The sequence below is a fragment of the Streptomyces sp. NPDC021622 genome, from assembly GCF_040640795.1.
Taxonomy (GTDB): domain Bacteria; phylum Actinomycetota; class Actinomycetes; order Streptomycetales; family Streptomycetaceae; genus Streptomyces.
Genome location: NZ_JBFACK010000003.1, coordinates 16,215 through 34,390 on the forward strand (window position 1 = coordinate 16,215; position 18,176 = coordinate 34,390).

Here is an 18,176-nt window from a genome sequence, read left to right on the forward strand (position 1 = left end):
GTGACAGTGGTGCGTCGTACTCTTGGCAGTGCAAGGCTGTCGAGCGGCCACCAAGCCCCGCATGAGGAGGATGAGCAGGCCCTAGAGCCGGCCCATGACTCAGACACCCACAGCTCGTACCCCTGCCCAGGGGCAGTCCCGAGCCCATTTCACCGTCCCGGCGAACCATCCCATGGTGACGGTGCTCGGCTCCGGAGACGCCCTGTTGCGCGTGATCGAGAAGGCCTTCCCGGCGGCCGACATCCATGTCCGGGGCAATGAGATCAGCGCCGTCGGTGACGCCCCTGAAGTGGCCCTCATCCAGCGCCTGTTCGACGAGATGATGCTGGTGCTCCGCACCGGTCAGCCGATGACGGAGGACGCAGTGGAACGCTCGATCGCCATGCTCAGGGCGGACGAGGCAGGGGAAGGCGACGGCCAGGAGACCCCGGCCGAGGTCCTCACGCAGAACATCCTCTCGTCCCGGGGCCGCACCATCCGCCCCAAGACCCTCAACCAGAAGCGCTATGTCGACGCCATCGACAAGCACACCATCGTCTTCGGCATCGGCCCCGCGGGCACCGGCAAGACCTACCTGGCCATGGCCAAGGCCGTGCAGGCCCTGCAGTCCAAGCAGGTCAACCGCATCATCCTGACCCGCCCGGCCGTCGAGGCCGGCGAGCGGCTCGGCTTCCTGCCGGGCACGCTCTACGAAAAGATCGACCCGTATCTGCGTCCGCTGTACGACGCCCTGCACGACATGCTGGACCCGGACTCGATCCCGCGCCTGATGGCGGCGGGCACCATCGAGGTCGCCCCGCTGGCGTACATGCGAGGACGCACGCTGAACGACGCCTTCATCATCCTCGACGAGGCGCAGAACACCAGCGCCGAGCAGATGAAGATGTTCCTGACCCGCCTCGGCTTCGACTCGAAGATCGTGATCACGGGCGATGTCACGCAGGTCGACCTGCCGGGTGGCACCAAGTCGGGTCTGCGCCAGGTCCAGGACATCCTGGACGGCCTCGACGACGTGCACTTCTCGCGGCTCACCTCCAGCGATGTCGTACGGCACAAGCTGGTCGGCCGTATCGTCGACGCGTACGAGAAGTACGACGACAGCCAGCAGAAACTGCAGCAGAAGCTGCAGCAGAGTCAGCAGCACAAGAAACACGGGAAGTAGCGGAAACCGCACCATGTCGATCGACGTCAACAACGAATCCGGGACCGAGGTCGATGAGCAGGCGATCCTCGACATCGCCCGCTACGCACTCGCGCGGATGCGCATCCACCCGCTCTCCGAGCTCTCGGTGATCGTCGTGGACGCCGAGGCCATGGAGCAGCTGCACATCCAGTGGATGGATCTGCCGGGTCCGACGGACGTGATGTCGTTCCCGATGGACGAGCTGCGGCCGCCCGCCAAGGACGAGGAGGAGCCGCCGCAGGGCCTCCTCGGCGACATCGTGCTCTGCCCCGAGGTCGCGCTCAAGCAGGGCAAGGAAGCGGAGACGGAGCACTCCATGGACGAGGAGCTGCAGCTGCTCACCGTCCATGGGGTGCTTCACCTGCTCGGGTACGACCATGAGGAGCCGGACGAGAAGGCGGAGATGTTCGGTCTCCAGGCGGCCATCGTCGACGGCTGGCGCGCCGAGCACGGCCTGACCGGGCCGTCTCCCGCGCCCACCGTCTCCTAGGGCCGCCGACGCCGTCATGAGTCCTCAACTGATCGCGGGCGCCGTCGCCCTGGTCGTCGTGGCCTGGCTCGCGGCCTGCGCCGAGGCGGGCATCGCCCGCACCTCCAGCTTCCGGGCGGAGGAGGCGGTCCGTTCCGGGCGGCGCGGCAGCGCGAAGCTCGCGCAGGTCGCCGCCGATCCCACCCGCTATCTCAATGTGGCGCTGCTCGTGCGCGTCGCCTGCGAGATGGCCGCGGCATCCCTGGTGACGTACGCCTGCCTGAAGGAGTTCCCCGAGACCTGGGAGGCGCTCGCCATCGCCATCGCGGTGATGGTCCTGGTGTCGTACGTCGCGGTGGGGGTGTCGCCGCGCACCATCGGCCGTCAGCACCCGCTCAACACGGCGACGGCGGCCGCGTACGTCCTGCTTCCGCTGGCCCGCGTCATGGGGCCGATCCCGCCGCTCCTGATCCTCATCGGCAACGCGCTCACGCCCGGAAAGGGCTTCAGGCGCGGCCCGTTCGCCTCCGAGGCCGAGCTGCGGGCGATGGTCGACCTCGCGGAGAAGGAGTCCCTCATCGAGGACGAGGAGCGCCGCATGGTGCACTCCGTCTTCGAGCTCGGCGACACCCTCGTACGCGAAGTGATGGTGCCCCGGACCGACTTGGTCGCCATCGAGCGCTTCAAGACGATCCGGCAGGCGCTGACGCTCGCCCTGCGGTCCGGTTTCTCGCGGATCCCGGTGACGGGCGAGAGCGAGGACGACGTCGTCGGCATGGTCTATCTGAAGGACCTGGCCCGCAAGACGCACATCAACCGCGACGCGGAGAACGAACTGGTGTCGACGGCCATGCGCCCCGCCACGTTCGTGCCGGACACGAAGAACGCGGGCGATCTGCTGCGCGAGATGCAGCAGGAGCGCAATCACGTCGCCGTCGTCATCGACGAGTACGGCGGCACGGCGGGCATCGTCACCATCGAGGACATCCTCGAGGAGATCGTCGGCGAGATCACCGACGAGTACGACCGTGAACTGCCGCCGGTGGAGGAGCTCGCGGACGGCTGCTACCGCGTCACCGCGCGCCTCGACATCGGTGACCTCGGCGAGCTCTTCGGGCTCGACGAGTTCGACGACGAGGACGTCGAGACGGTCGGCGGCCTGCTCGCCAAGGCGCTCGGCCGGGTGCCGATCGCCGACGCGTCGTCGATCGTGCCGCTGCCGGACGGGCGGGAGCTGCGGCTCACCGCGGAGTCCGCGGCGGGGCGGCGGAACAAGATCGTGACGGTGCTTGTGGAGCCGGGTGGCACGGGAGAGGGGACCTCGGGGTGACCCCGCAGGAGCTGCGTACGTTCTGTCTGTCGTTCAACGCGGCGGTGGAGGAGTTTCCGTTCACCCCCGACACCTCGGTCTTCAAGGTGCTCGGCAAGATGTTCGCGCTCTCCCACCTCGACGGGCGGCCGCTGACGGTGAACCTGAAGTGCGAGCCCGACATGGCGGTCCAACTGCGGGCAGCGCACCCCGAGATCGTGCCGGGCTGGCACATGAACAAGCGGCACTGGAACACGGTGACCGTCGACGGTGAGCTCCCGGACCAGCAGGTCCGGGAGCTCATCGAGGACTCGTACGACTTGGTGGTGGCCGGACTCCCGAGGGCCGAGCGGCTCCGTCTCGACCGCCCCTAGCCGCGCGAGCCCGTGCGGCGCAGGCCCACCGCCACCAGGGCCGCCGTGGCCAGGACGACCGCCGCATCGATCAGGAGCACCGTCCGCGTCCCCGCCAGAAGATCCGTGCCCGTGGTGGCGATGACCCCCAGAAGCGGGATGCCGACGGTGATGCCCACCTGCTGGGTGGAGGTGACCAGGCCCGTGGCCAGGCCCTGCTCCTCGTCCGGGACGCCCGATGTGACCGTCAGGCCGTACGAGATGATCGCGCCCAGGTGGAACATGCTGGCGATCGAGACGCCCGCCGTGGCGAGCCAGACCGACCAGGTGCCTTCGTCGATGCCGAGCAGCGACGCGATGAACAGGCCCTGGCCGAGCAGCGAGACGACGAGGGTGCGGTGCGCCCCGAAGCGGCTGATGACCCTGGGCGCGTAGATCCCGGCGACCACGGAGAGCACGCCCTGCACGCCGAAGACGAGACCGGTCTGGAAGGCGGAGAGGCGCAGGACCTCCTGCAGATAGAGCGTGAGGACGAAGATGACGGCCGACATCATCGAGAAGGTGACGAGCCCGCCCAGGTTGCCCCACGCCACCGTGCGCCGCCGCAGCATCGGCAGGGAGACCAGCGGGGACGCGGCGCGCGACTCGACATAGCCGAAGGCCGCGAGCAGCAGCACGCCGCCGATGAGCGTGACGATGACGTCGGTGCCGCCGAAGCCGCGCTCGGCGGCCGTGGACAGGGCGTAGATCAGGGCGAGCAGACCGCCGGTGACGGTGACGGCGCCCGGGATGTCCAGGCGCGGGCGGTCAGGGGTGCGGGACTCGGGCAGCAGGCCGGGGGCCAGCGGCAGCACGATCAGCGCGAAGAGGGTCAGCAGGCCCATGGTGGAGCGCCAGCCGAGCGTGTCGGTGAGTACGCCGCCGAACACCATGCCGAGCGTGTAGCCGAGCGAGAGCAGGGTGCCGGAGATGCCGAGCGCCCGGTCGCGCTGCGGGCCCTCGGGGAAGGTCGTGGTCAGCAGGGACATGCCGGTCGGCACGATCGCCGCCGCGGCCACGCCCTGCAGCGCGCGCCCGGCGAGGAACGACGCCGGGTCCCAGGCGAACGTCGCGAGCAGCGAGGCAAGGCCGAACAGGGCGAGCCCGCCGAGGAACAGCCTGCGCCGCCCGAACAGGTCGCCGGTGCGGCCGAAAAGGAGCAGGAAGCCGCCCGATGGCAGGGCGAACGCCGTCACCGCCCACTGCAGCGCGGACTGGCTCATGCCGAGGTCGGCGCCGAGGACGGGCAGCGCCACGTTCAGCACGGAGAAGTCCAGCGCCACCATGAACTGGGCGGCGCAGAGCACGAGGAGGACGAGCCTGTCCCGGGTGGAGAGCTGGTGGCCCTGAGGTTGCTGCGGTGCCGAGGGAGTAGCTGGTGTGAGAGAGGGAGTGGAGGTGTCGATCGCCATGCCCATGAGCCTCCGGTGTCCGGAACAGCCGTGGGGAGCTGGAACTTATGCTGGTGGTCGGAACACCAGGCAGGGGGGAGCCGTACATGGCGGGGACGAGTGAGGCGGCTGCGGTGCGGCCGCAGGACGCGTCCAAGGCGAGGCGGCTCGGTGAGCTGCGCGAGTTCCTGATGAGCCGTCGGGCCCGGGTCAGCCCCGCGGAGGCGGGACTTCCGGACGGCGGGGCGCGACGGCGTACGCCGGGTCTTCGCCGTGAGGAGGTCGCCGTGCTCGCCGGGGTCGGCGCGTCCTGGTACCAGTGGCTGGAGCAGGGCCGCGACATCTCGGTGTCGCCGCAGGTCCTGGACTCCGTGGCGCGCGTCCTGAAGCTGTCGAGCGCCGAGCGGCGGCATCTGTACGTCCTCGCCGGCCTCAACCCGCCCGCGCCGGAGGTCGAGCAGGCCGACCGGGACATGTGCCACGGCATGCAGCGCCTGATCGACACATGGATGCCGTACCCGGCGCACATCATGGACCGCTACTACAACTGCGTCATGTACAACGACGCGGCGGGGATGGTCTTCGGAATGCGCCCCGAGATCACCCAGAACTGCCTCGTGGACTTCTTCACCGACCCCATCTACCGCTCACGGAGCGTGAGTTGGCAGGAGAACGCGGCGCGGGTCGTGGCGCAGTTCCGCGCGTCGTGCTCGGAGCACCCGGACGACGAGGGGTTCCAGGCGGTCCTCACGGAGTTGCGGAAGTCGGCGGGCGAGGAGTTCACCGAGCTGTGGGAGCGGCGGGACATCCAGCCCGCCGGGCAGGTCCACAAGGAGCTGACGCATCCGCTGGTGGGCTCGCTGCACGTCGAGTCGACGGCGCTGCGGGTGCCGGCCCGGCCCGATCTGACGATCGTGCTCCACACGCCGCTGGACGAGGCGGAGACGGCGGCGAAGCTGGAGTGGCTCGCGTCGCCGGAGGGGCGGCGGGGGTCCATGTTTCCGGTGGCGATGTAGCTCCGTATGCTCGGATCATGACCGAGAGCACCGCGCTTGGCGCTGAGGACCAAAAGATCGTGACGCTGGCTCGTTCGGCGCGGGCGCGGAACGCAGTGGCCGAGGGGGCCGCCGTGCGGGACGAGACGGGGCGTACGTACGTCGCCGGGACCGTCGCACTTGCCTCGCTCGAGCTTTCCGCGCTGCGGACGGCGGTGGCCATGGCTGTCGCCTCCGGTGCGGAGTCCCTGGAGGCGGCGGCGGTCGTCTCCGGTGCCGAGGAGCTGCCGGCGGAGGACCTTGCCGCCGTGCGGGACCTCGGCGGGGCCGGGACGCCGGTGTTCCTGGCGGGGCCCGACGGGCAAGTCCGGGCACAGCTCCAGGCCGGCTGACCTGCCGCTACGCCGAACGGAACCCGATCGTCGGCACCGCCCGCCGCAGCGGCCACGGACGGGTCACCTCGGGAATGAGGCCCTCCAGGAAGCCGTAGCGGTGCAGCGCCGCCGGGTCCTGGTCCTCGACCTCCCGCACGGTGCGCCACCACGCGGCGACCTCCGCCCACCCGGGCGCCGACAGGGACCCGCCGAACTCCTGTACCGAGAGCGCCGCCGTGAGCCCCGCGAAGGCGAGCCGGTCGGCCAGCGGCCAGTCCGCGAGCGTGCCGGTCACAAAGCCCGCCACGAACACGTCCCCGGCCCCCGTGGGGTCGAGCGCCTCGACGGCGATCGCGGGGACCTCGGCGGTCTCGCCGGTCCGCCTGTCCACCGCGTACGCCCCTTCGGCGCCCAGCGTCACCACGACGAGCGGAACGTGCTCGGTCAGCGCACGTGCGGCGGCACGCGGGCACTGGGTTCGCGTGTACCGCATGGCCTCCTCCGCGTTCGGCAGGAACGCCTCGCAGTGCTCCAGGTCCGCGAGCCCCGCCAGATCCCAGCGCCCGGTGTCGTCCCACCCGACGTCGGCGAAGATCCGCGTCCCCTTGCGGGCGGCCTGGGCGATCCACGGTGCGCGCGTGCCGGGCGTCAGGGCCACGACGGCGGCACGCGCGCGTGGCGGGCAGTGCGGGGCGCCGCCGTCCGGGGAATCGGCGTCGGGCGGCGGCTCGTGCCCGTGGCTGACCATGGTCCGCTCACCCTCGTACGCCATGGAAACGGTCACCGGGGAGTGCCAGCCGGGCACGGTGCGCGACGGCGTGAGGTCGATGCCCTCGCCCTGTTCGAGCGCGTCCCAGCAGTACTCCCCGTAGTGGTCGTCGCCGAACGCCGCCGCGAGCGAAGTGCGCAGGCCGAGCCGGGCAAGCGCGGTCGCCATGTTGGCCACGCCACCGGGGCTCGACCCCATCCCGCGCGCCCAGGACTCGGTCCCGCGCACGGGCGCGGAGTCGAGCCCGGTGAAGATGATGTCGAGGAAGACCGTGCCGGTGAGGTAGACGTCGCAGTCCGGATCACCGGCTCTGCGGGCTGCCTTGAGCGGGTCGACGCTGGGTTTGAGGGGTACGACCATGCAGGCAACGTAACCGACGGAGCTTTCGGCCACTCGGTGTGGCACGGCATGGAGTCGTCCATGCCGTGCCGTGCGCCTCGAGGGGCTAGGCGATTCCGAGCTCCGCCTCGATGAGATCAGCCGCGCGAGCCGCGCCGCCCTCGGCCCGTGCCTCGGCCTTCAGGCGGGCCAGCCGAAGCTCGACGTCGGGGTCGGATGTCAGGTCGAACAGCGCGGCACGCAGCGCATCCGCCGTCGCATCGGCGGTGTCGATCCTGCGAGCGACCCCCAGCTCCACGAGCCGGTCCGCATTCATGGGCTGCTCCGCCCCCTGAGGCACCGCGATCATCGGCACCCCCGCGAACAGCCCCTCCCCACAACTGCCCATGCCCGCATGCGTGACGAACGCGTCGGCCTGCTCCAGGATCGCCAACTGCGGTACCCACGACCGTACTTCGACATTCCCCGGCACCTCCCCCAGCTCCGCGGGATCCACGTGCTTGCCGATCTGCAGCACCACGTGCCACCCGGCGAGCCCGCCGAACGCGGCCACGCACTGCCGGTAGAACTCGGGCTGCTGGGTGTACGCGGACCCCAGCGACACGAGCAGCACCTTCTCGGCGCCCGCGGGCCGCTGCCAGCTTCCCTGCCCCGAGCGGTCCCCGAAGCAGGGCCCGACGAAGCTGACCCGCTCCGGATCGACCCGGTCGGCGAACAGCTGCATAGCCCGGGGGATCGTCGCGACGGCCCGCTCGGGCGTACCGGAGAAGGCGCCGACGTCCAGGGTCGTGGCCCCGTTCCCCGCGAGCCACTCCCCGAACCGGGCCTCGAGTTCGGCGGCACCCGGCAGCTGCCGGAGCTGCGCCCCGACCTCCTCCTGGTAGCCGTCCCAGGCCACATAGGTGGGCGACAGCTGCACGAACGGCCGCCGCTGCCCCTCGGCCAGCGCACGGGCGACGTACGCGCCGATGTCGTACAGATACAGATCGGCGGGGTCGTCGTCGTAGAACGAGCGCAGGCGCGGAAGCACCGCGATCGCGTCGTCGAGGAAGAGGGCGCTCGCGGCGATCGGGTCCTCGGGCCAGATGTTGTCCTTGAAGGGCAACACCGATGTGACGGGGACGAGTTCGGCACCGGTGGGCTCGATCAGCTCGCGGGTCGCCGGGTCGTTCGCGTACGTCACCCGGTGCCCGCGCGCCACCAGCTCGCGGATGATCTCCAGACTGGGCAGCACATGGCTGACCATCGGGACGCCGACCATGGCGATATGGGCAGGGCGGCGGGACGTTCGACGATTCATGGAACTCATGGAACTCATGGATGAGATTCCTTCATGTGATTCAACTGCTGCGGATGAGGGCACGACGGCCCGGCGCGGCCGCTGATCAGCGGGGCGCCGCCCCGCTGATCAGCGGGGCGCCGGGCCTATGAGGGCCGTGTCAGCCGTAGAGCTGAATGAAGGAGTCCATGGGTGGACCGTAGTCCCGTCCTGCGCGATCAGTCGAACGAATACTCGGCGACCTCGGCGAGATACCGCGCCCGCAGCGCCTCGTCCGCCGCGCTCCCGTCGAGGAAGGACGCCTCGAACGAGTTCCGCGCGAGCTCCCGCAGCCGCTCCTGGTCGATCCCGAGCGCTTCCCGTACGGCGTGGAAGGTGTCGTCGACATAGCCGCCGAAGTACGCGGGGTCGTCGGAGTTGACCGTGCACAGGAGGCCGGCGTCCATCATCCGGGCCAGGGGGTGCTCTTCGAGTACGTCGATGGCGCGCAGCCGGACGTTGGACAGCGGGCAGAGCGTGAGCGGCACCCGCTCCCGCACGAGCCGCTCCACGAGCTCCGGGTCCTCCATGCAGCGCAGCCCGTGGTCGATGCGCTCGACGCCCAGGACGTCCAGAGCCTCGGTGATGTACGCGGGTGGCCCCTCCTCGCCCGCGTGCGCGACCCGGCGCAGACCGAGCGCGGCGGCCGCCTCGTACACCTCGCGGAACTTGGCGGGCGGGTGCCCGACCTCGGCGGAGTCGAGCCCGATGCCGACGATCCGGTGGAGGTGGGGCTTGGCGGCGTCCAGCGTCTCCAGGGCGGACTCGGCGGACTGGTCCCGCAGGAAGCACATGATGAGCCGGGTCGAGATCCCGTGCCGCTCCTCGCTGCGGTCCAGGGCGCGCCCGAGCCCCTCCACCACGGTGCCGATGCCGACGCCGCGCGCCATGTGCGCCTGCGGGTCGAAGAAAATCTCGGCGTGCCGCACGCCCTGCTGGGCGGCCCGCGCCAGATAGGCGTCGGCGAGTTCCTCGAAGTCCCGCTCGGTCCGCAGCACGGCCATCAGCCCGTAATACAGATCGAGAAAGGACTGCAGATCGTCGAAGAGATAGGCCTTGCGCAGCGCTTCGGTGTCCGTGAACGGCAGGGTGACGCCGTTGCGGGCGGCGAGGGCGAAGGCCAGATCGGGCTCGAGCGTCCCCTCGATGTGGAGGTGGAGTTCGGCTTTGGGAAGGGGCATGGCGGCGGCTCACTCAGGTGGTTCGTTTGGGCAGAGGTACACGCAACAGGTCCTGTGCGACGGTGAGTTCACCGTCGAACCCGGCCTCCCGGGCCTGCTGCTCGAAAACGCGGGAGTCGGGGTAGCGCTGACTGAAGTGGGTCAGTACGAGATGCCGGACACCGGACTCCATGGCGACACGGGTCGCCTGCCCCACGGTCAAGTGCCCGTGGTCGACGGCCAGTTGCTCGTCCTCGTTCAGGAAGGTCGACTCGATGACGAGCATGTCGCACCCTTCCGCGAGTGCGTAGACGCCGTCACACAGCCGGGTGTCCATCACAAAGGCGAACCGCTGCCCCCGCCGCACGGTGCTCACCTCGTCCAGCGCGACGCCCCGCAGCACGCCTTCGCGCTGCAGCCGCCCCACGTCAGGGCCGGCGATCCCCCGCGCGGCGAGCAGCTCGGGCCGCATCCGCCGCCCGTCGGGCTCGGCGATGCGGTAGCCGAACGACTCGACGGGGTGCGAGAGCCGGACGGCGTCGAGCGCGAACGAGGAGGAGACGGCCAACTGCCCGTTGCCGTCGACGGGTTGCTCGACCAGCGGGACCGACTCGCGGTAGGCGGTGGCATACCGCAGCCGGTCGAAGAAGTGCTGCCCCGAGCGCGGGAAGTGGACGGTCACCTCATGCGGGACCCGGTCCAGATTGATCCGCTGGATGACGCCGGGAAGACCGAGCGAGTGATCGCCGTGGAAGTGCGTGACACAGATCCGGTGCAGGTCGTGCGCGGCGATGCCGGCACGCAGCATCTGCCGCTGCGTGCCCTCGCCGGGGTCGAAGAGGATCCCCTGCCCGTCCCAGAGCAGGACGTAGCCGTTGTGGTTGCGGTGCCGGGTGGGGACCTGGCTCGCGGTGCCGAGGACCACCAATTCGCGTACGGACAAGGTGCGTTATCCCGGGGGCCACTGGAGGCCGCGTCCGCCGAGGAGGTGGGCGTGCGCGTGGAAGACGGTCTGGCCGGCGCCGGAGCCGGTGTTGAAGACGATGCGGTAGCTCTCCGCCTTCTCCTCGGCTGCGACGTCGCCGGCCTCGCGGAGGATGTCGGCCGCGATGGTGGGTTCGGCGGCGGCGAGGGTGGCGGCGTCCGCGTAGTGCACCTTGGGGATGACCAGGATGTGGGTGGGGGCCTGCGGGTTGATGTCCCGGAAGGCGACGGTCGTCTCCGTCTCCCTCACGACGGTCGCGGGTACCTCACCCGCGACGATCTTGCAGAACAGGCAGTCTGCCTGCGGTTCTCCCGCCATGGGGCGCCTCCGGTCCGAGCTGATTCACTATGCCCCCGCATGCTATCCGGGCTGCGCCCGCGCCTGGCCGCCTCCACGCCCCCGGCAGCGGTGAGCTGCGCCCCGCGGTTCCGCCTGAACGAACAGACCTTTCCCACCCACCCACAACCCGGCAGCCCCGCCTGAACGAACAAACCTTTCCCACCCACCCACCCACAACCCGGCAGCCCCGCCTGAACGAACAAACCTTTCCCGCCTGCCCGGCAATCCCGCCTGCGCGAACAAGCCTTCCCGCCCACCCACCCGATTCCCCGCGGGGTGATCGGGTGGGTGGGTGGGAGAGATCCGCCGCGGAGCGGCGGGACAGGGACGCCGCCCGAGCACCCGGGCCATCGCGGACCGGCCCCACCGCCCCGCCCCGAGGGCGAACCCGCGGACGGGGCCCGAGGCCGCAGGCCAGCTCCCTCACGCCCCCGGCAGCTCCGGGGCACTCTTCGGCGGGGACTCCGCCAGCGCGGCAAGCGCCAGGCGGATCGCCTCGTCCAGTTGAGGGTCCGCGCCGGACGCGTAGTCCTCCGGTGTCGTCACCACCTCCACGTCCGGGTCCACGCCGTAGTTCTCGACGCCCCACCCGTACCCCTCGAGCCAGAACGCGTACTTCGGCTGTGTCACCAGCGTCCCGTCCACCAGGCGGTACCGGCTGTCGATGCCGATCACCCCGCCCCACGTCCGCGTCCCCACCACGGGCCCGATCCCCAACGCCTTGATCGCCGCGTTCACGATGTCCCCGTCGGAACCGGAGAACTCGTTGGCGACGGCGACGACCGGCCCGCGGGGCGCATCCGCCGGGTAGCTGTACGGCTGCGCGCCGCGCGGCAGGTCCCAGCCCACGATCTTCCGGGCCAGCTTCTCCACGACCAGCTGCGACGTGTGCCCGCCACGGTTCTCGCGTACGTCCACCACGAGACCGTCCCTGGCCACCTCCACCCGCAGGTCCCGGTGGATCTGCGCCCAGCCAGGGGCCTGCATGTCCGGCACGTGGAGATAGCCGAGCCGTCCCCCCGACCGCTCGTGGACGTACGCCCGCCGGTCCACGACCCACGCGTGGTACCGCAACGGCTCCTCGTCATCGACGGGGACGACCACCGCATGCCGCGGATCGCCGCCCCCCGCGGGCGACACGGTCAGCTCCACGGGCTTGCCCGCCGTACCCACGAGCAACGGCCCAGGACCCGTCACCGGATCGACCGGCCGCCCCGCGACGGCGAGCAGCGCGTCGCCGGCCCGCACCGCGACCCCGGGAGCGGCGAGCGGCGACCGGGCGGCGGGATCCGACGTCTCGGAGGGCAGGATCCGGTCGATCCGCCACGCACCGTCCGCGCCCCGCGAGACATCCGCCCCGAGCAGCCCCTGCCGCACCGCGGGAGTCCCCCAGGCCCCGCCCCCGAAGACGTACGCATGCGACGTGCCGAGCTCTCCCGCGACTTCCCACAGCAGGTCGACGAGGTCGTCGTGCGTGGCGACGCGGTCGAGCACCGGCCGGTAGCGGTCGAGTACGCCGTCCCAGTCGATGCCGCCCAGGTCCGGCCGCCAGAAGTTGTCCCGCATGAGCCGCCCGGCCTCGTCGTACATCTGGCGCCATTCGGCGGCGGGGTCGACGGTCTGCCGGACCCGTGTGAGGTCGACGGTGATGTTGGAGTCGGAGTTCTCGTCGCCGGAGGCGCGCCGGTCGCTCGGCACGACCTTCAGCTTGCCGTCGACCCAAAGGAGCACCCGCTTGCCGTCCCCGCTGACGGAGAAGTGGTCGGCGTCCGAAGCCAGTTCCTCGATGCGCTGCTGGACGAGGTCGTAGCGTTCGAGCTCGGTCTGCGGGTCGGGATCGGACGGGGTGGCGCGGGACGCGCCGAGGACGCCCCGCACGGGGTGCCGCAGCCACAGGACGCCGTCCTTGGCGGCCCGCAGCGTCGAATAGCGGGCGGCTTCGACGGGGAAGGGCACGATCCGGTCGGCGAGCCCGTCGAGGTCGATCCGGGTGACGGGAGCGCCCTCGCTGTCCGGGGTCTCGTCCTTGTCGGGCGCTTCGAAGGGCCGCCCGTGGCGCTGCGGCCCGAAGGGCGATGGCGTGGTGGCGGCCAGCGTGATCAGGTAGGGCCGCGATCCGCCGACGAAGGCGAGGTCGAAGACGTGCTCGTCGTAGACGGGGTCGAAGGAGCGCGCGGACAGGAACGCCAGGTGCTTCCCGTCGAGGGTGAACGCGGGTGCGTAGTCGCGGAATCGCAGCGGGGTCGCCTCGGACACCGAGAGGTCTGCCGTGTTCGCCAGCTTCAGCTGGCGCAGCGGACGCGGCCCCGGATGCGACCAGGCGAGCCAGGCCGAGTCCGGCGAGAAGACGAGCCCGGTGGCGTCGCCGTGCTCCCCGCGGTCGACCTCGCGCACCTCGCCGCTCTCCCGCTCGACGAGCAGCACACGCCCGTCGTGCGAGGCGACGGCGGCCCGGCTGCCGTCGGGCGCCACGGCGAGCCCGAGCACCCGGCCCAGCTGCCCGGCGGCGATCCTGCGCGGCGTGGCGCCCGGCGCGAGCCCCGTGGCGGGCGCGAACTGGAGCGCGTCGTCGCCCTCCGCGTCCGTCACCCAGACGACGTGTTCCTCGCCGTCGACGCGGAAGGTGCGCGGCAGCCGTGCGCGCACCCCGTGCTCGACGGCGAGGGCGCGGGCAGGACCCTCGCGGTGGGTCACCCAGTGCACGCCGCCGCGCACGGAGACGGCGCTGCCGCGTCCGGTGTGGTCGGGAGCGGCGGCGCCGAACCAGCGTGCCGCGCTCACGGGGAACGGCTGGAGGTCGGTGCGCTGGCCGCCGAGGCGGATGTCGATGCGGCGCGGCTCGGCGTCCACCAGGTCGCCCAGGAGCCAGAGTTCACCCGCGGACGCGTAGACGACACGGGTGCCGTCGGTGGCGGCATGGCGGGCGTAGAAGCCTCCCCCACTCTCGGCTTCGCTCGAGCGGGAGGTGCCCCCTTCCCCCGTATGCCTGCGCAGATCGGAGCCGTCGGGCAGCGAGGAGTAGACGGCCCCGACGCCTTCGTGATCGGAGAGGAAGGCGATGCGCTCCCCCACCCACAGCGGGTACTCGATGTTCCCGTCGAGCTCTTCATGGACGCGTACGAAGCGGTCGTCGCCGCCCTCGTCACCGGCGCCGCCACGCCGGATCCACAGCTTCCCCGCCGTGCCGCCCCGGTACCGCTTCCACCAGGCGGCCTCGCGCCCCATCGGCGCGGAGAGCAGCAGGACTTGGCCGTCCCGCGGGCCGTGCGCGACATCGCCGACCAGTCCGTACGGCAGCGTGTCGGCGGGTCCGCCGTCCAGCGGGACGGCCCGCGCCCAGCTGCGGCGCAGCGATGCCTGGCCGTACGTGCTGACCGCGAGGACCTGCCCGTCCGGGGTCCAGCCCCGCACCGACGTACGCGAACTCCCCCAGTACGTAAGGCGCTTGGAGGATCCGCCGTCGACCGGGGCGACATGCACCTCGGGGGCGCCGTCCCGTGTGGACGTCCAGGCGATGGTCGTGCCGTCCGGGGAGATGCGGGGGTGGTTCACCGGCATGTTGTCGGCGCTGACGCGCCATGCCCGGCCGCCGTCGAGGGGAGCGACCCAGACGTCGTCCTCAGCGGTGAAGGCGACCAACTCGCCGCGCAGGTGCGGAAACCGAAGGTACGCAGGGTGTCCAGTCAGTGTCACACAGCCAGCCTAAGCAGGTGCGGCGGAGCCGGTCAGTGTTTTGGATCACTTGCCCTTGAAGCACGAGCAGGTCGGGTCGGGAGTCGCGGGCGGCGGATCGGGCGTGACGGTCACCGTGACGGTGGGCGCGGGCGGCTGATGGGACGTCGGGGCCTGGGTCGGCTCGTCACCGCCGTGGTCACCGCCACCGCCGTTGTCGTTGCCGCCGTTGCCGTTGCCGTCGTCACCCCCGGAGCAGTCGCCGAGCACGTCCACCCGGAACCACTCCTTGCCGTCGACCTTGGCGGTCAGGTTCCCGCGTACGCAGTGCCCGTCGACGACCGACCACACCGTCCCCTTGACGGTGATGTCGCTGGTGTCGTCGGACCCCTTGCCCTTCCTCGCCTGCCCCTGGCAGTCGACATGGGCGACGGTCTCGTCGTTCCGGTCCCCGCTTGACGGCGTGACCTTGTCCTTGAAGCGGGCCGTGCAGCTGATCCACAGCACGTCGAGGTGCTGCCGCTCCAGTTCCTTCGTCGCCATCTCGTCGGTGGTGATCGCGATGGACGAGGTGTTCATGTCCCCGTCGACGGGATCGCACGCGGCGCCCCCGATCACCGCGGCCCCCGCGAGCCCGGCGGCGTACAGCACCCGCCGGCGCCGCCCGCGCACGACCACCGCACGATCACGTAATCGCCTCAATGCCCCCATAGGCGGCAGAGTGCCACTACGAGCCGCCTGACGGTAGACCCCTTTGCGTCCACTCCGGGCCCGTACCCTCCTCGCATGGGAAACGACCGCAGGCTCCGACGTCTTGTGGTCGACGACCGCACCACCTACCTGTGGTCGTTCCGGCACCGCCATGACGCGGCGGGCGGGGCGGGCGGCGCGGACTGCCGCCACGTCCTGTCCCTCCACCGCGAGGGCGGCCGGTTCCGTACGGCGGTCGTCTTCCGGGCGGGGCCCGGTCACGTCATCTCCGAGGGCTGGTGGGAGCACGGCTCGCTGGTGGACATGACCGAGAACGACGACCGGAAGTGGCTCAACCTCTACGAGCCCGGATCCGTCCGGCTGCTCGTCGACGAGGCGACGGCGCGGGGACTGCTGCCCGGCGAAGGCGCGGGGCAGCAGGAAGTGGACGGCTGGCCGCTCCTTGAGGGTGCCCTCAGCCGCGCAGCAGCAGCCACTCCTGCAGCTCCACCAAGTTCCCTTCCGGGTCCTTGAGATGGGCGACCCGCATGCGGTCGGTCATGGGCGCGGGGCCCTGGGTGATGACCCCGCCCCGCTCGACGACGCGGCCGCAGTACGCGTCGAGGTCGTCGACCCGCAGCACCACCAGCGAGCGGTGCCCCGTCGCCGACTCCTCCAGTTCGCCGAGGAGTTGGGCCATCATCGAGCGGTCCTGGAGCGCGATCCCCGCGGAGCCGATCGCCGGACTGAACTTCTCGTACGGCCCGTCCACCGCCCCCGACTGCGGCTTGAGGCCGAGCACTTCGGCGTAGAAGCGGTAGCAGGCGCTGAAGTCCGATACGAGCAGCCGTACTTGAGCGAGTTCTAAGGCGTCCCCCTGACAGCGTGCGGGGAGTCAGGACCAGCGGCCCGTGCGCCCGAGCAGCAGTGCGGCCGCCGCCGTCCCCGCGGTCGATGTACGCAACACGCTACGCCCCAGGCGGTACGGCTTCGCCCCCGCGGCGGCGAAGGCCGCGAGCTCGTCCGGGGACACGCCGCCCTCGGGGCCGACCACCAGGACGATGTGCCCGGCCGCCGGAAGCTGCGCCGTGGCCAGCGGTTCGCTGCCCTCCTCGTGCAGGACGGCGGCGAGGTCGGCCTCCGCGAGCAGCGCCGCGACCTGCTTGGTCGTCGCCGCGTCCGCGACCTCCGGGAAGCGCACCCGGCGCGACTGCTTGCCCGCCTCGCGCGCCGTGGCCCGCCACTTGCCGAGCGCCTTGAGCCCACGCTCGCCCTTCCACTGCGTGATGCAGCGGGACGCCGACCAGGGCACGATCGCGTCGACGCCGGTCTCCGTCATGGTCTCCACGGCGAGTTCACCGCGGTCGCCCTTGGGCAGCGCCTGCACGACCGTGATCCGGGGCTCCTCGGGAGCCTCCTCCCGTACGGCGTCCATCCGCACGATCAGCCGGTCCTTGCCCTCGGTTCCGAGGACCACGCAGTCCGCCCACCGCCCGGCGCCGTCGGTGAGGACGAGCTCCTCACCGGGGTTCAGCCGCTTCACGGAGACGGCGTGCCGCCCTTCGGGGCCATCGAGTACGTAGCGTCCTTCGCCACCCGCGTCGAAGTGCTCGACGACGAATACGGGCGCGGTCATGCCTGGCTCCCGGGCTGGGTCCCCTGCTGGCTCCCGGCCGCCAACGAGGTCTTCGCCGCGGCCAGTTCGGCCGCGAGGACCTCGACCAGCTGCCCGGCGGGCAGCTCACGCGCCATCCGGTGCCCCTGCCCCGCCCAGAGCGCCATGCCCTGCGCGTCACCGGCCTTGGCTGCCGCCTTGCGCAGGCCGCTGGTGAGGTGGTGGACCTGGGGGTAGGCGGCGGGGGCGTACGGGCCGTGCTCGCGCATGAAGCGGTTGACCAGGCCGCGGGCGGGGCGGCCCGAGAAGGCGCGGGTGAGTTCGGTCCTGGTGAACAGCGGATTGGTCATGGCCTGCTTGTGCAGGACGTTCGCGCCCGACTCGGGGCAGACCAGGAACGCCGTGCCGAGCTGCGCCGCGTCCGCGCCCGCCGCGAGCACCGCGGCGATCTGCGCGCCGCGCATCAGGCCGCCGGCCGCGACCACGGGGATCTGCACGGTCTCGCGCACCTGCGCGATGAGCGAGAGCAGGCCGAGCCCGGAGCCGTCCGTCTCGGGGTTGTCGCGGTGCGTGCCCTGGTGGCCGCCCGCCTCGACGCCCTGTACGCAGACGGCGTCGGCGCCGGACCACTGCGCGGTCTGTGCCTCTTCGGGGGTGGTGACCGTGGCGACGGTGATCGTGCCGACGCGGGCGAAGGCGTCGAAGACGTCGCGGGTGGGGCACCCGAAGGTGAAGGAGACGACCGGTACGGGGTCGTCGATCAGAATGGCGAGCTTGGCGTCGTAGCCGTCGTCGCGGCCGCTGTCCGGATCACCGAGCTGCGTCTCGTACCAGCTGGCCTCGCCCGCGAGCTGGTTGCGGTACACCTCGACGGCTGCGGTGTCGGCGTACTCGGGCTGCGGCATGAAGAGATTCACGCCGAAGGGCTGAGCGGTGAGCCCCCGCAGCTGTTTGATCTCCTGGTACATCCCGTCGGCCGTTTTGTACCCGGCGGCGAGGAAGCCGAGCCCCCCGGCCTCGGACACGGCGGCGGCGAGCTGCGGGCACGAAGCACCGCCCGCCATGGGGGCCTGCACGATCGGGTAGCGGCAGAGATCGGTCAGCGCGGTGGACATGAACGCATCGTGCCATGCCCTGGGCGGGCGGCCGAATCGCCCCTTCCGCTGGGCCCGCAGG

General features: G+C 71.3%; 18 protein-coding genes. 7 read left to right on the forward strand and 11 right to left on the reverse strand.

All coding sequences use genetic code 11. The features are described from left to right. Window positions 1-94: 94 nt before the first annotated feature. From AB0G47_RS07565 to AB0G47_RS07580, 4 genes are read left to right on the forward strand one after another with little or no spacing between them, the layout of a single operon-like run. The gene (locus tag AB0G47_RS07565; RefSeq protein ID WP_360765210.1) at window positions 95-1,162 is read left to right on the forward strand and encodes a PhoH family protein; all 1,068 of its coding nucleotides are present in this window, start codon (window positions 95-97) and stop codon (window positions 1,160-1,162) included. A 13-nt stretch (window positions 1,163-1,175) separates the two neighbouring features. Continuing rightward, entirely contained in the window at window positions 1,176-1,673 is a 498-nt protein-coding gene (ybeY, locus tag AB0G47_RS07570) for an rRNA maturation RNase YbeY (protein ID WP_360765214.1), read from the forward strand. Between the two features lie 16 nt (window positions 1,674-1,689). Continuing rightward, window positions 1,690-2,982 (forward strand): hemolysin family protein, encoded by a 1,293-nt coding sequence (locus tag AB0G47_RS07575; RefSeq protein ID WP_360765217.1) that lies wholly within the window; start codon window positions 1,690-1,692, stop codon window positions 2,980-2,982. After that, window positions 2,979-3,335: an MmcQ/YjbR family DNA-binding protein gene (locus AB0G47_RS07580; protein ID WP_360765219.1), complete on the forward strand. Its 357-nt coding sequence runs from the start codon at window positions 2,979-2,981 to the stop codon at window positions 3,333-3,335. The genes AB0G47_RS07575 and AB0G47_RS07580 overlap by 4 nt, the downstream gene beginning before the upstream one ends. Here the strand turns inward: AB0G47_RS07580 and AB0G47_RS07585 are convergent. Next, a complete protein-coding gene (locus AB0G47_RS07585) occupies window positions 3,332-4,765 on the reverse strand; it encodes an MFS transporter (RefSeq protein ID WP_360765222.1) in 1,434 nt (477 codons plus the stop codon). The genes AB0G47_RS07580 and AB0G47_RS07585 overlap by 4 nt on opposite strands. A 170-nt stretch (window positions 4,766-4,935) precedes the next feature. On the opposite strand from AB0G47_RS07585, the gene AB0G47_RS07590 reads away from it, so the two are divergent. Together AB0G47_RS07590 and AB0G47_RS07595 are read left to right on the forward strand one after the other, a co-directional pair. Next, complete coding sequence (locus tag AB0G47_RS07590) at window positions 4,936-5,760, forward strand: helix-turn-helix transcriptional regulator (RefSeq protein ID WP_360766501.1); 825 nt, start codon at window positions 4,936-4,938, stop codon at window positions 5,758-5,760. A gap of 17 nt (window positions 5,761-5,777) precedes the next feature. Beyond that, a complete protein-coding gene (locus tag AB0G47_RS07595) occupies window positions 5,778-6,131 on the forward strand; it encodes a cytidine deaminase (protein WP_360765225.1) in 354 nt (117 codons plus the stop codon). A 7-nt stretch (window positions 6,132-6,138) separates the two neighbouring features. Here the strand turns inward: AB0G47_RS07595 and AB0G47_RS07600 are convergent, their stop codons facing one another. The 7 genes from AB0G47_RS07600 to AB0G47_RS07630 form a co-directional block, all read right to left on the reverse strand. Continuing rightward, on the reverse strand, window positions 6,139-7,242 hold the full coding sequence (locus AB0G47_RS07600) for a PfkB family carbohydrate kinase (protein ID WP_360765227.1): 1,104 nt from the start codon (window positions 7,240-7,242) through the stop codon (window positions 6,139-6,141). A gap of 85 nt (window positions 7,243-7,327) precedes the next feature. After that, window positions 7,328-8,521, reverse strand: a complete 1,194-nt coding sequence (locus AB0G47_RS07605) for a macrolide family glycosyltransferase (RefSeq protein ID WP_360765230.1) — start codon at window positions 8,519-8,521, stop codon at window positions 7,328-7,330. Between the two features lie 197 nt (window positions 8,522-8,718). Next, the gene (locus AB0G47_RS07610) at window positions 8,719-9,720 is read right to left on the reverse strand and encodes an adenosine deaminase (RefSeq protein ID WP_360765233.1); all 1,002 of its coding nucleotides are present in this window, start codon (window positions 9,718-9,720) and stop codon (window positions 8,719-8,721) included. Between the two features lie 13 nt (window positions 9,721-9,733). Beyond that, complete coding sequence (locus tag AB0G47_RS07615) at window positions 9,734-10,642, reverse strand: ribonuclease Z (RefSeq protein WP_360765236.1); 909 nt, start codon at window positions 10,640-10,642, stop codon at window positions 9,734-9,736. A gap of 6 nt (window positions 10,643-10,648) precedes the next feature. After that, window positions 10,649-11,002 (reverse strand): histidine triad nucleotide-binding protein, encoded by a 354-nt coding sequence (locus AB0G47_RS07620; protein WP_360765238.1) that lies wholly within the window; start codon window positions 11,000-11,002, stop codon window positions 10,649-10,651. Between the two features lie 444 nt (window positions 11,003-11,446). Continuing rightward, window positions 11,447-14,710, reverse strand: coding sequence for a S41 family peptidase (locus tag AB0G47_RS07625; RefSeq protein ID WP_360766504.1), 3,264 nt, complete (start codon window positions 14,708-14,710; stop codon window positions 11,447-11,449). 51 nt (window positions 14,711-14,761) lie between these two features. Beyond that, window positions 14,762-15,406, reverse strand: a complete 645-nt coding sequence (locus AB0G47_RS07630; protein ID WP_360765240.1) for a hypothetical protein — start codon at window positions 15,404-15,406, stop codon at window positions 14,762-14,764. Between the two features lie 75 nt (window positions 15,407-15,481). Here AB0G47_RS07630 and AB0G47_RS07635 point away from each other — a divergent pair, with 75 nt between their 5' ends. Continuing rightward, complete coding sequence (locus tag AB0G47_RS07635) at window positions 15,482-15,919, forward strand: hypothetical protein (RefSeq protein WP_360765243.1); 438 nt, start codon at window positions 15,482-15,484, stop codon at window positions 15,917-15,919. Here the strand turns inward: AB0G47_RS07635 and AB0G47_RS07640 are convergent. From AB0G47_RS07640 to AB0G47_RS07650, 3 genes are read right to left on the reverse strand one after another with little or no spacing between them, the layout of a single operon-like run. Further along, complete coding sequence (locus tag AB0G47_RS07640) at window positions 15,861-16,232, reverse strand: VOC family protein (RefSeq protein ID WP_360766507.1); 372 nt, start codon at window positions 16,230-16,232, stop codon at window positions 15,861-15,863. The two genes, AB0G47_RS07635 and AB0G47_RS07640, sit on opposite strands and share 59 nt — an antisense overlap. A 48-nt stretch (window positions 16,233-16,280) precedes the next feature. Next, window positions 16,281-17,021, reverse strand: a complete 741-nt coding sequence (locus tag AB0G47_RS07645; protein ID WP_360765246.1) for a 16S rRNA (uracil(1498)-N(3))-methyltransferase — start codon at window positions 17,019-17,021, stop codon at window positions 16,281-16,283. Next, window positions 17,018-18,115, reverse strand: a complete 1,098-nt coding sequence (locus tag AB0G47_RS07650) for a nitronate monooxygenase (protein ID WP_360765248.1) — start codon at window positions 18,113-18,115, stop codon at window positions 17,018-17,020. The genes AB0G47_RS07645 and AB0G47_RS07650 overlap by 4 nt, the downstream gene beginning before the upstream one ends. Between the last annotated feature and the right edge of the window lie 61 nt (window positions 18,116-18,176).

What these genes read in the sequence shown, in the direction of transcription:
- AB0G47_RS07650 (WP_360765248.1), bottom strand. Translation starts at nt 18,115, where the DNA reads ATGTCCACCGCGCTGACCGATCTCTGCCGCTACCCGATCGTGCAGGCC.
- AB0G47_RS07590 (WP_360766501.1), top strand. Translation starts at nt 4,936, where the DNA reads ATGAGCCGTCGGGCCCGGGTCAGCCCCGCGGAGGCGGGACTTCCGGAC.
- AB0G47_RS07610 (WP_360765233.1), bottom strand. Translation starts at nt 9,720, where the DNA reads ATGCCCCTTCCCAAAGCCGAACTCCACCTCCACATCGAGGGGACGCTC.
- AB0G47_RS07635 (WP_360765243.1), top strand. Translation starts at nt 15,482, where the DNA reads ATGGGAAACGACCGCAGGCTCCGACGTCTTGTGGTCGACGACCGCACC.
- AB0G47_RS07575 (WP_360765217.1), top strand. Translation starts at nt 1,690, where the DNA reads ATGAGTCCTCAACTGATCGCGGGCGCCGTCGCCCTGGTCGTCGTGGCC.
- AB0G47_RS07600 (WP_360765227.1), bottom strand. Translation starts at nt 7,242, where the DNA reads ATGGTCGTACCCCTCAAACCCAGCGTCGACCCGCTCAAGGCAGCCCGC.
- AB0G47_RS07565 (WP_360765210.1), top strand. Translation starts at nt 95, where the DNA reads ATGACTCAGACACCCACAGCTCGTACCCCTGCCCAGGGGCAGTCCCGA.
- AB0G47_RS07585 (WP_360765222.1), bottom strand. Translation starts at nt 4,765, where the DNA reads ATGGCGATCGACACCTCCACTCCCTCTCTCACACCAGCTACTCCCTCG.
- AB0G47_RS07645 (WP_360765246.1), bottom strand. Translation starts at nt 17,021, where the DNA reads ATGACCGCGCCCGTATTCGTCGTCGAGCACTTCGACGCGGGTGGCGAA.
- ybeY (WP_360765214.1), top strand. Translation starts at nt 1,176, where the DNA reads ATGTCGATCGACGTCAACAACGAATCCGGGACCGAGGTCGATGAGCAG.
- AB0G47_RS07595 (WP_360765225.1), top strand. Translation starts at nt 5,778, where the DNA reads ATGACCGAGAGCACCGCGCTTGGCGCTGAGGACCAAAAGATCGTGACG.
- AB0G47_RS07605 (WP_360765230.1), bottom strand. Translation starts at nt 8,521, where the DNA reads ATGAATCGTCGAACGTCCCGCCGCCCTGCCCATATCGCCATGGTCGGC.
- AB0G47_RS07630 (WP_360765240.1), bottom strand. Translation starts at nt 15,406, where the DNA reads ATGGGGGCATTGAGGCGATTACGTGATCGTGCGGTGGTCGTGCGCGGG.
- AB0G47_RS07620 (WP_360765238.1), bottom strand. Translation starts at nt 11,002, where the DNA reads ATGGCGGGAGAACCGCAGGCAGACTGCCTGTTCTGCAAGATCGTCGCG.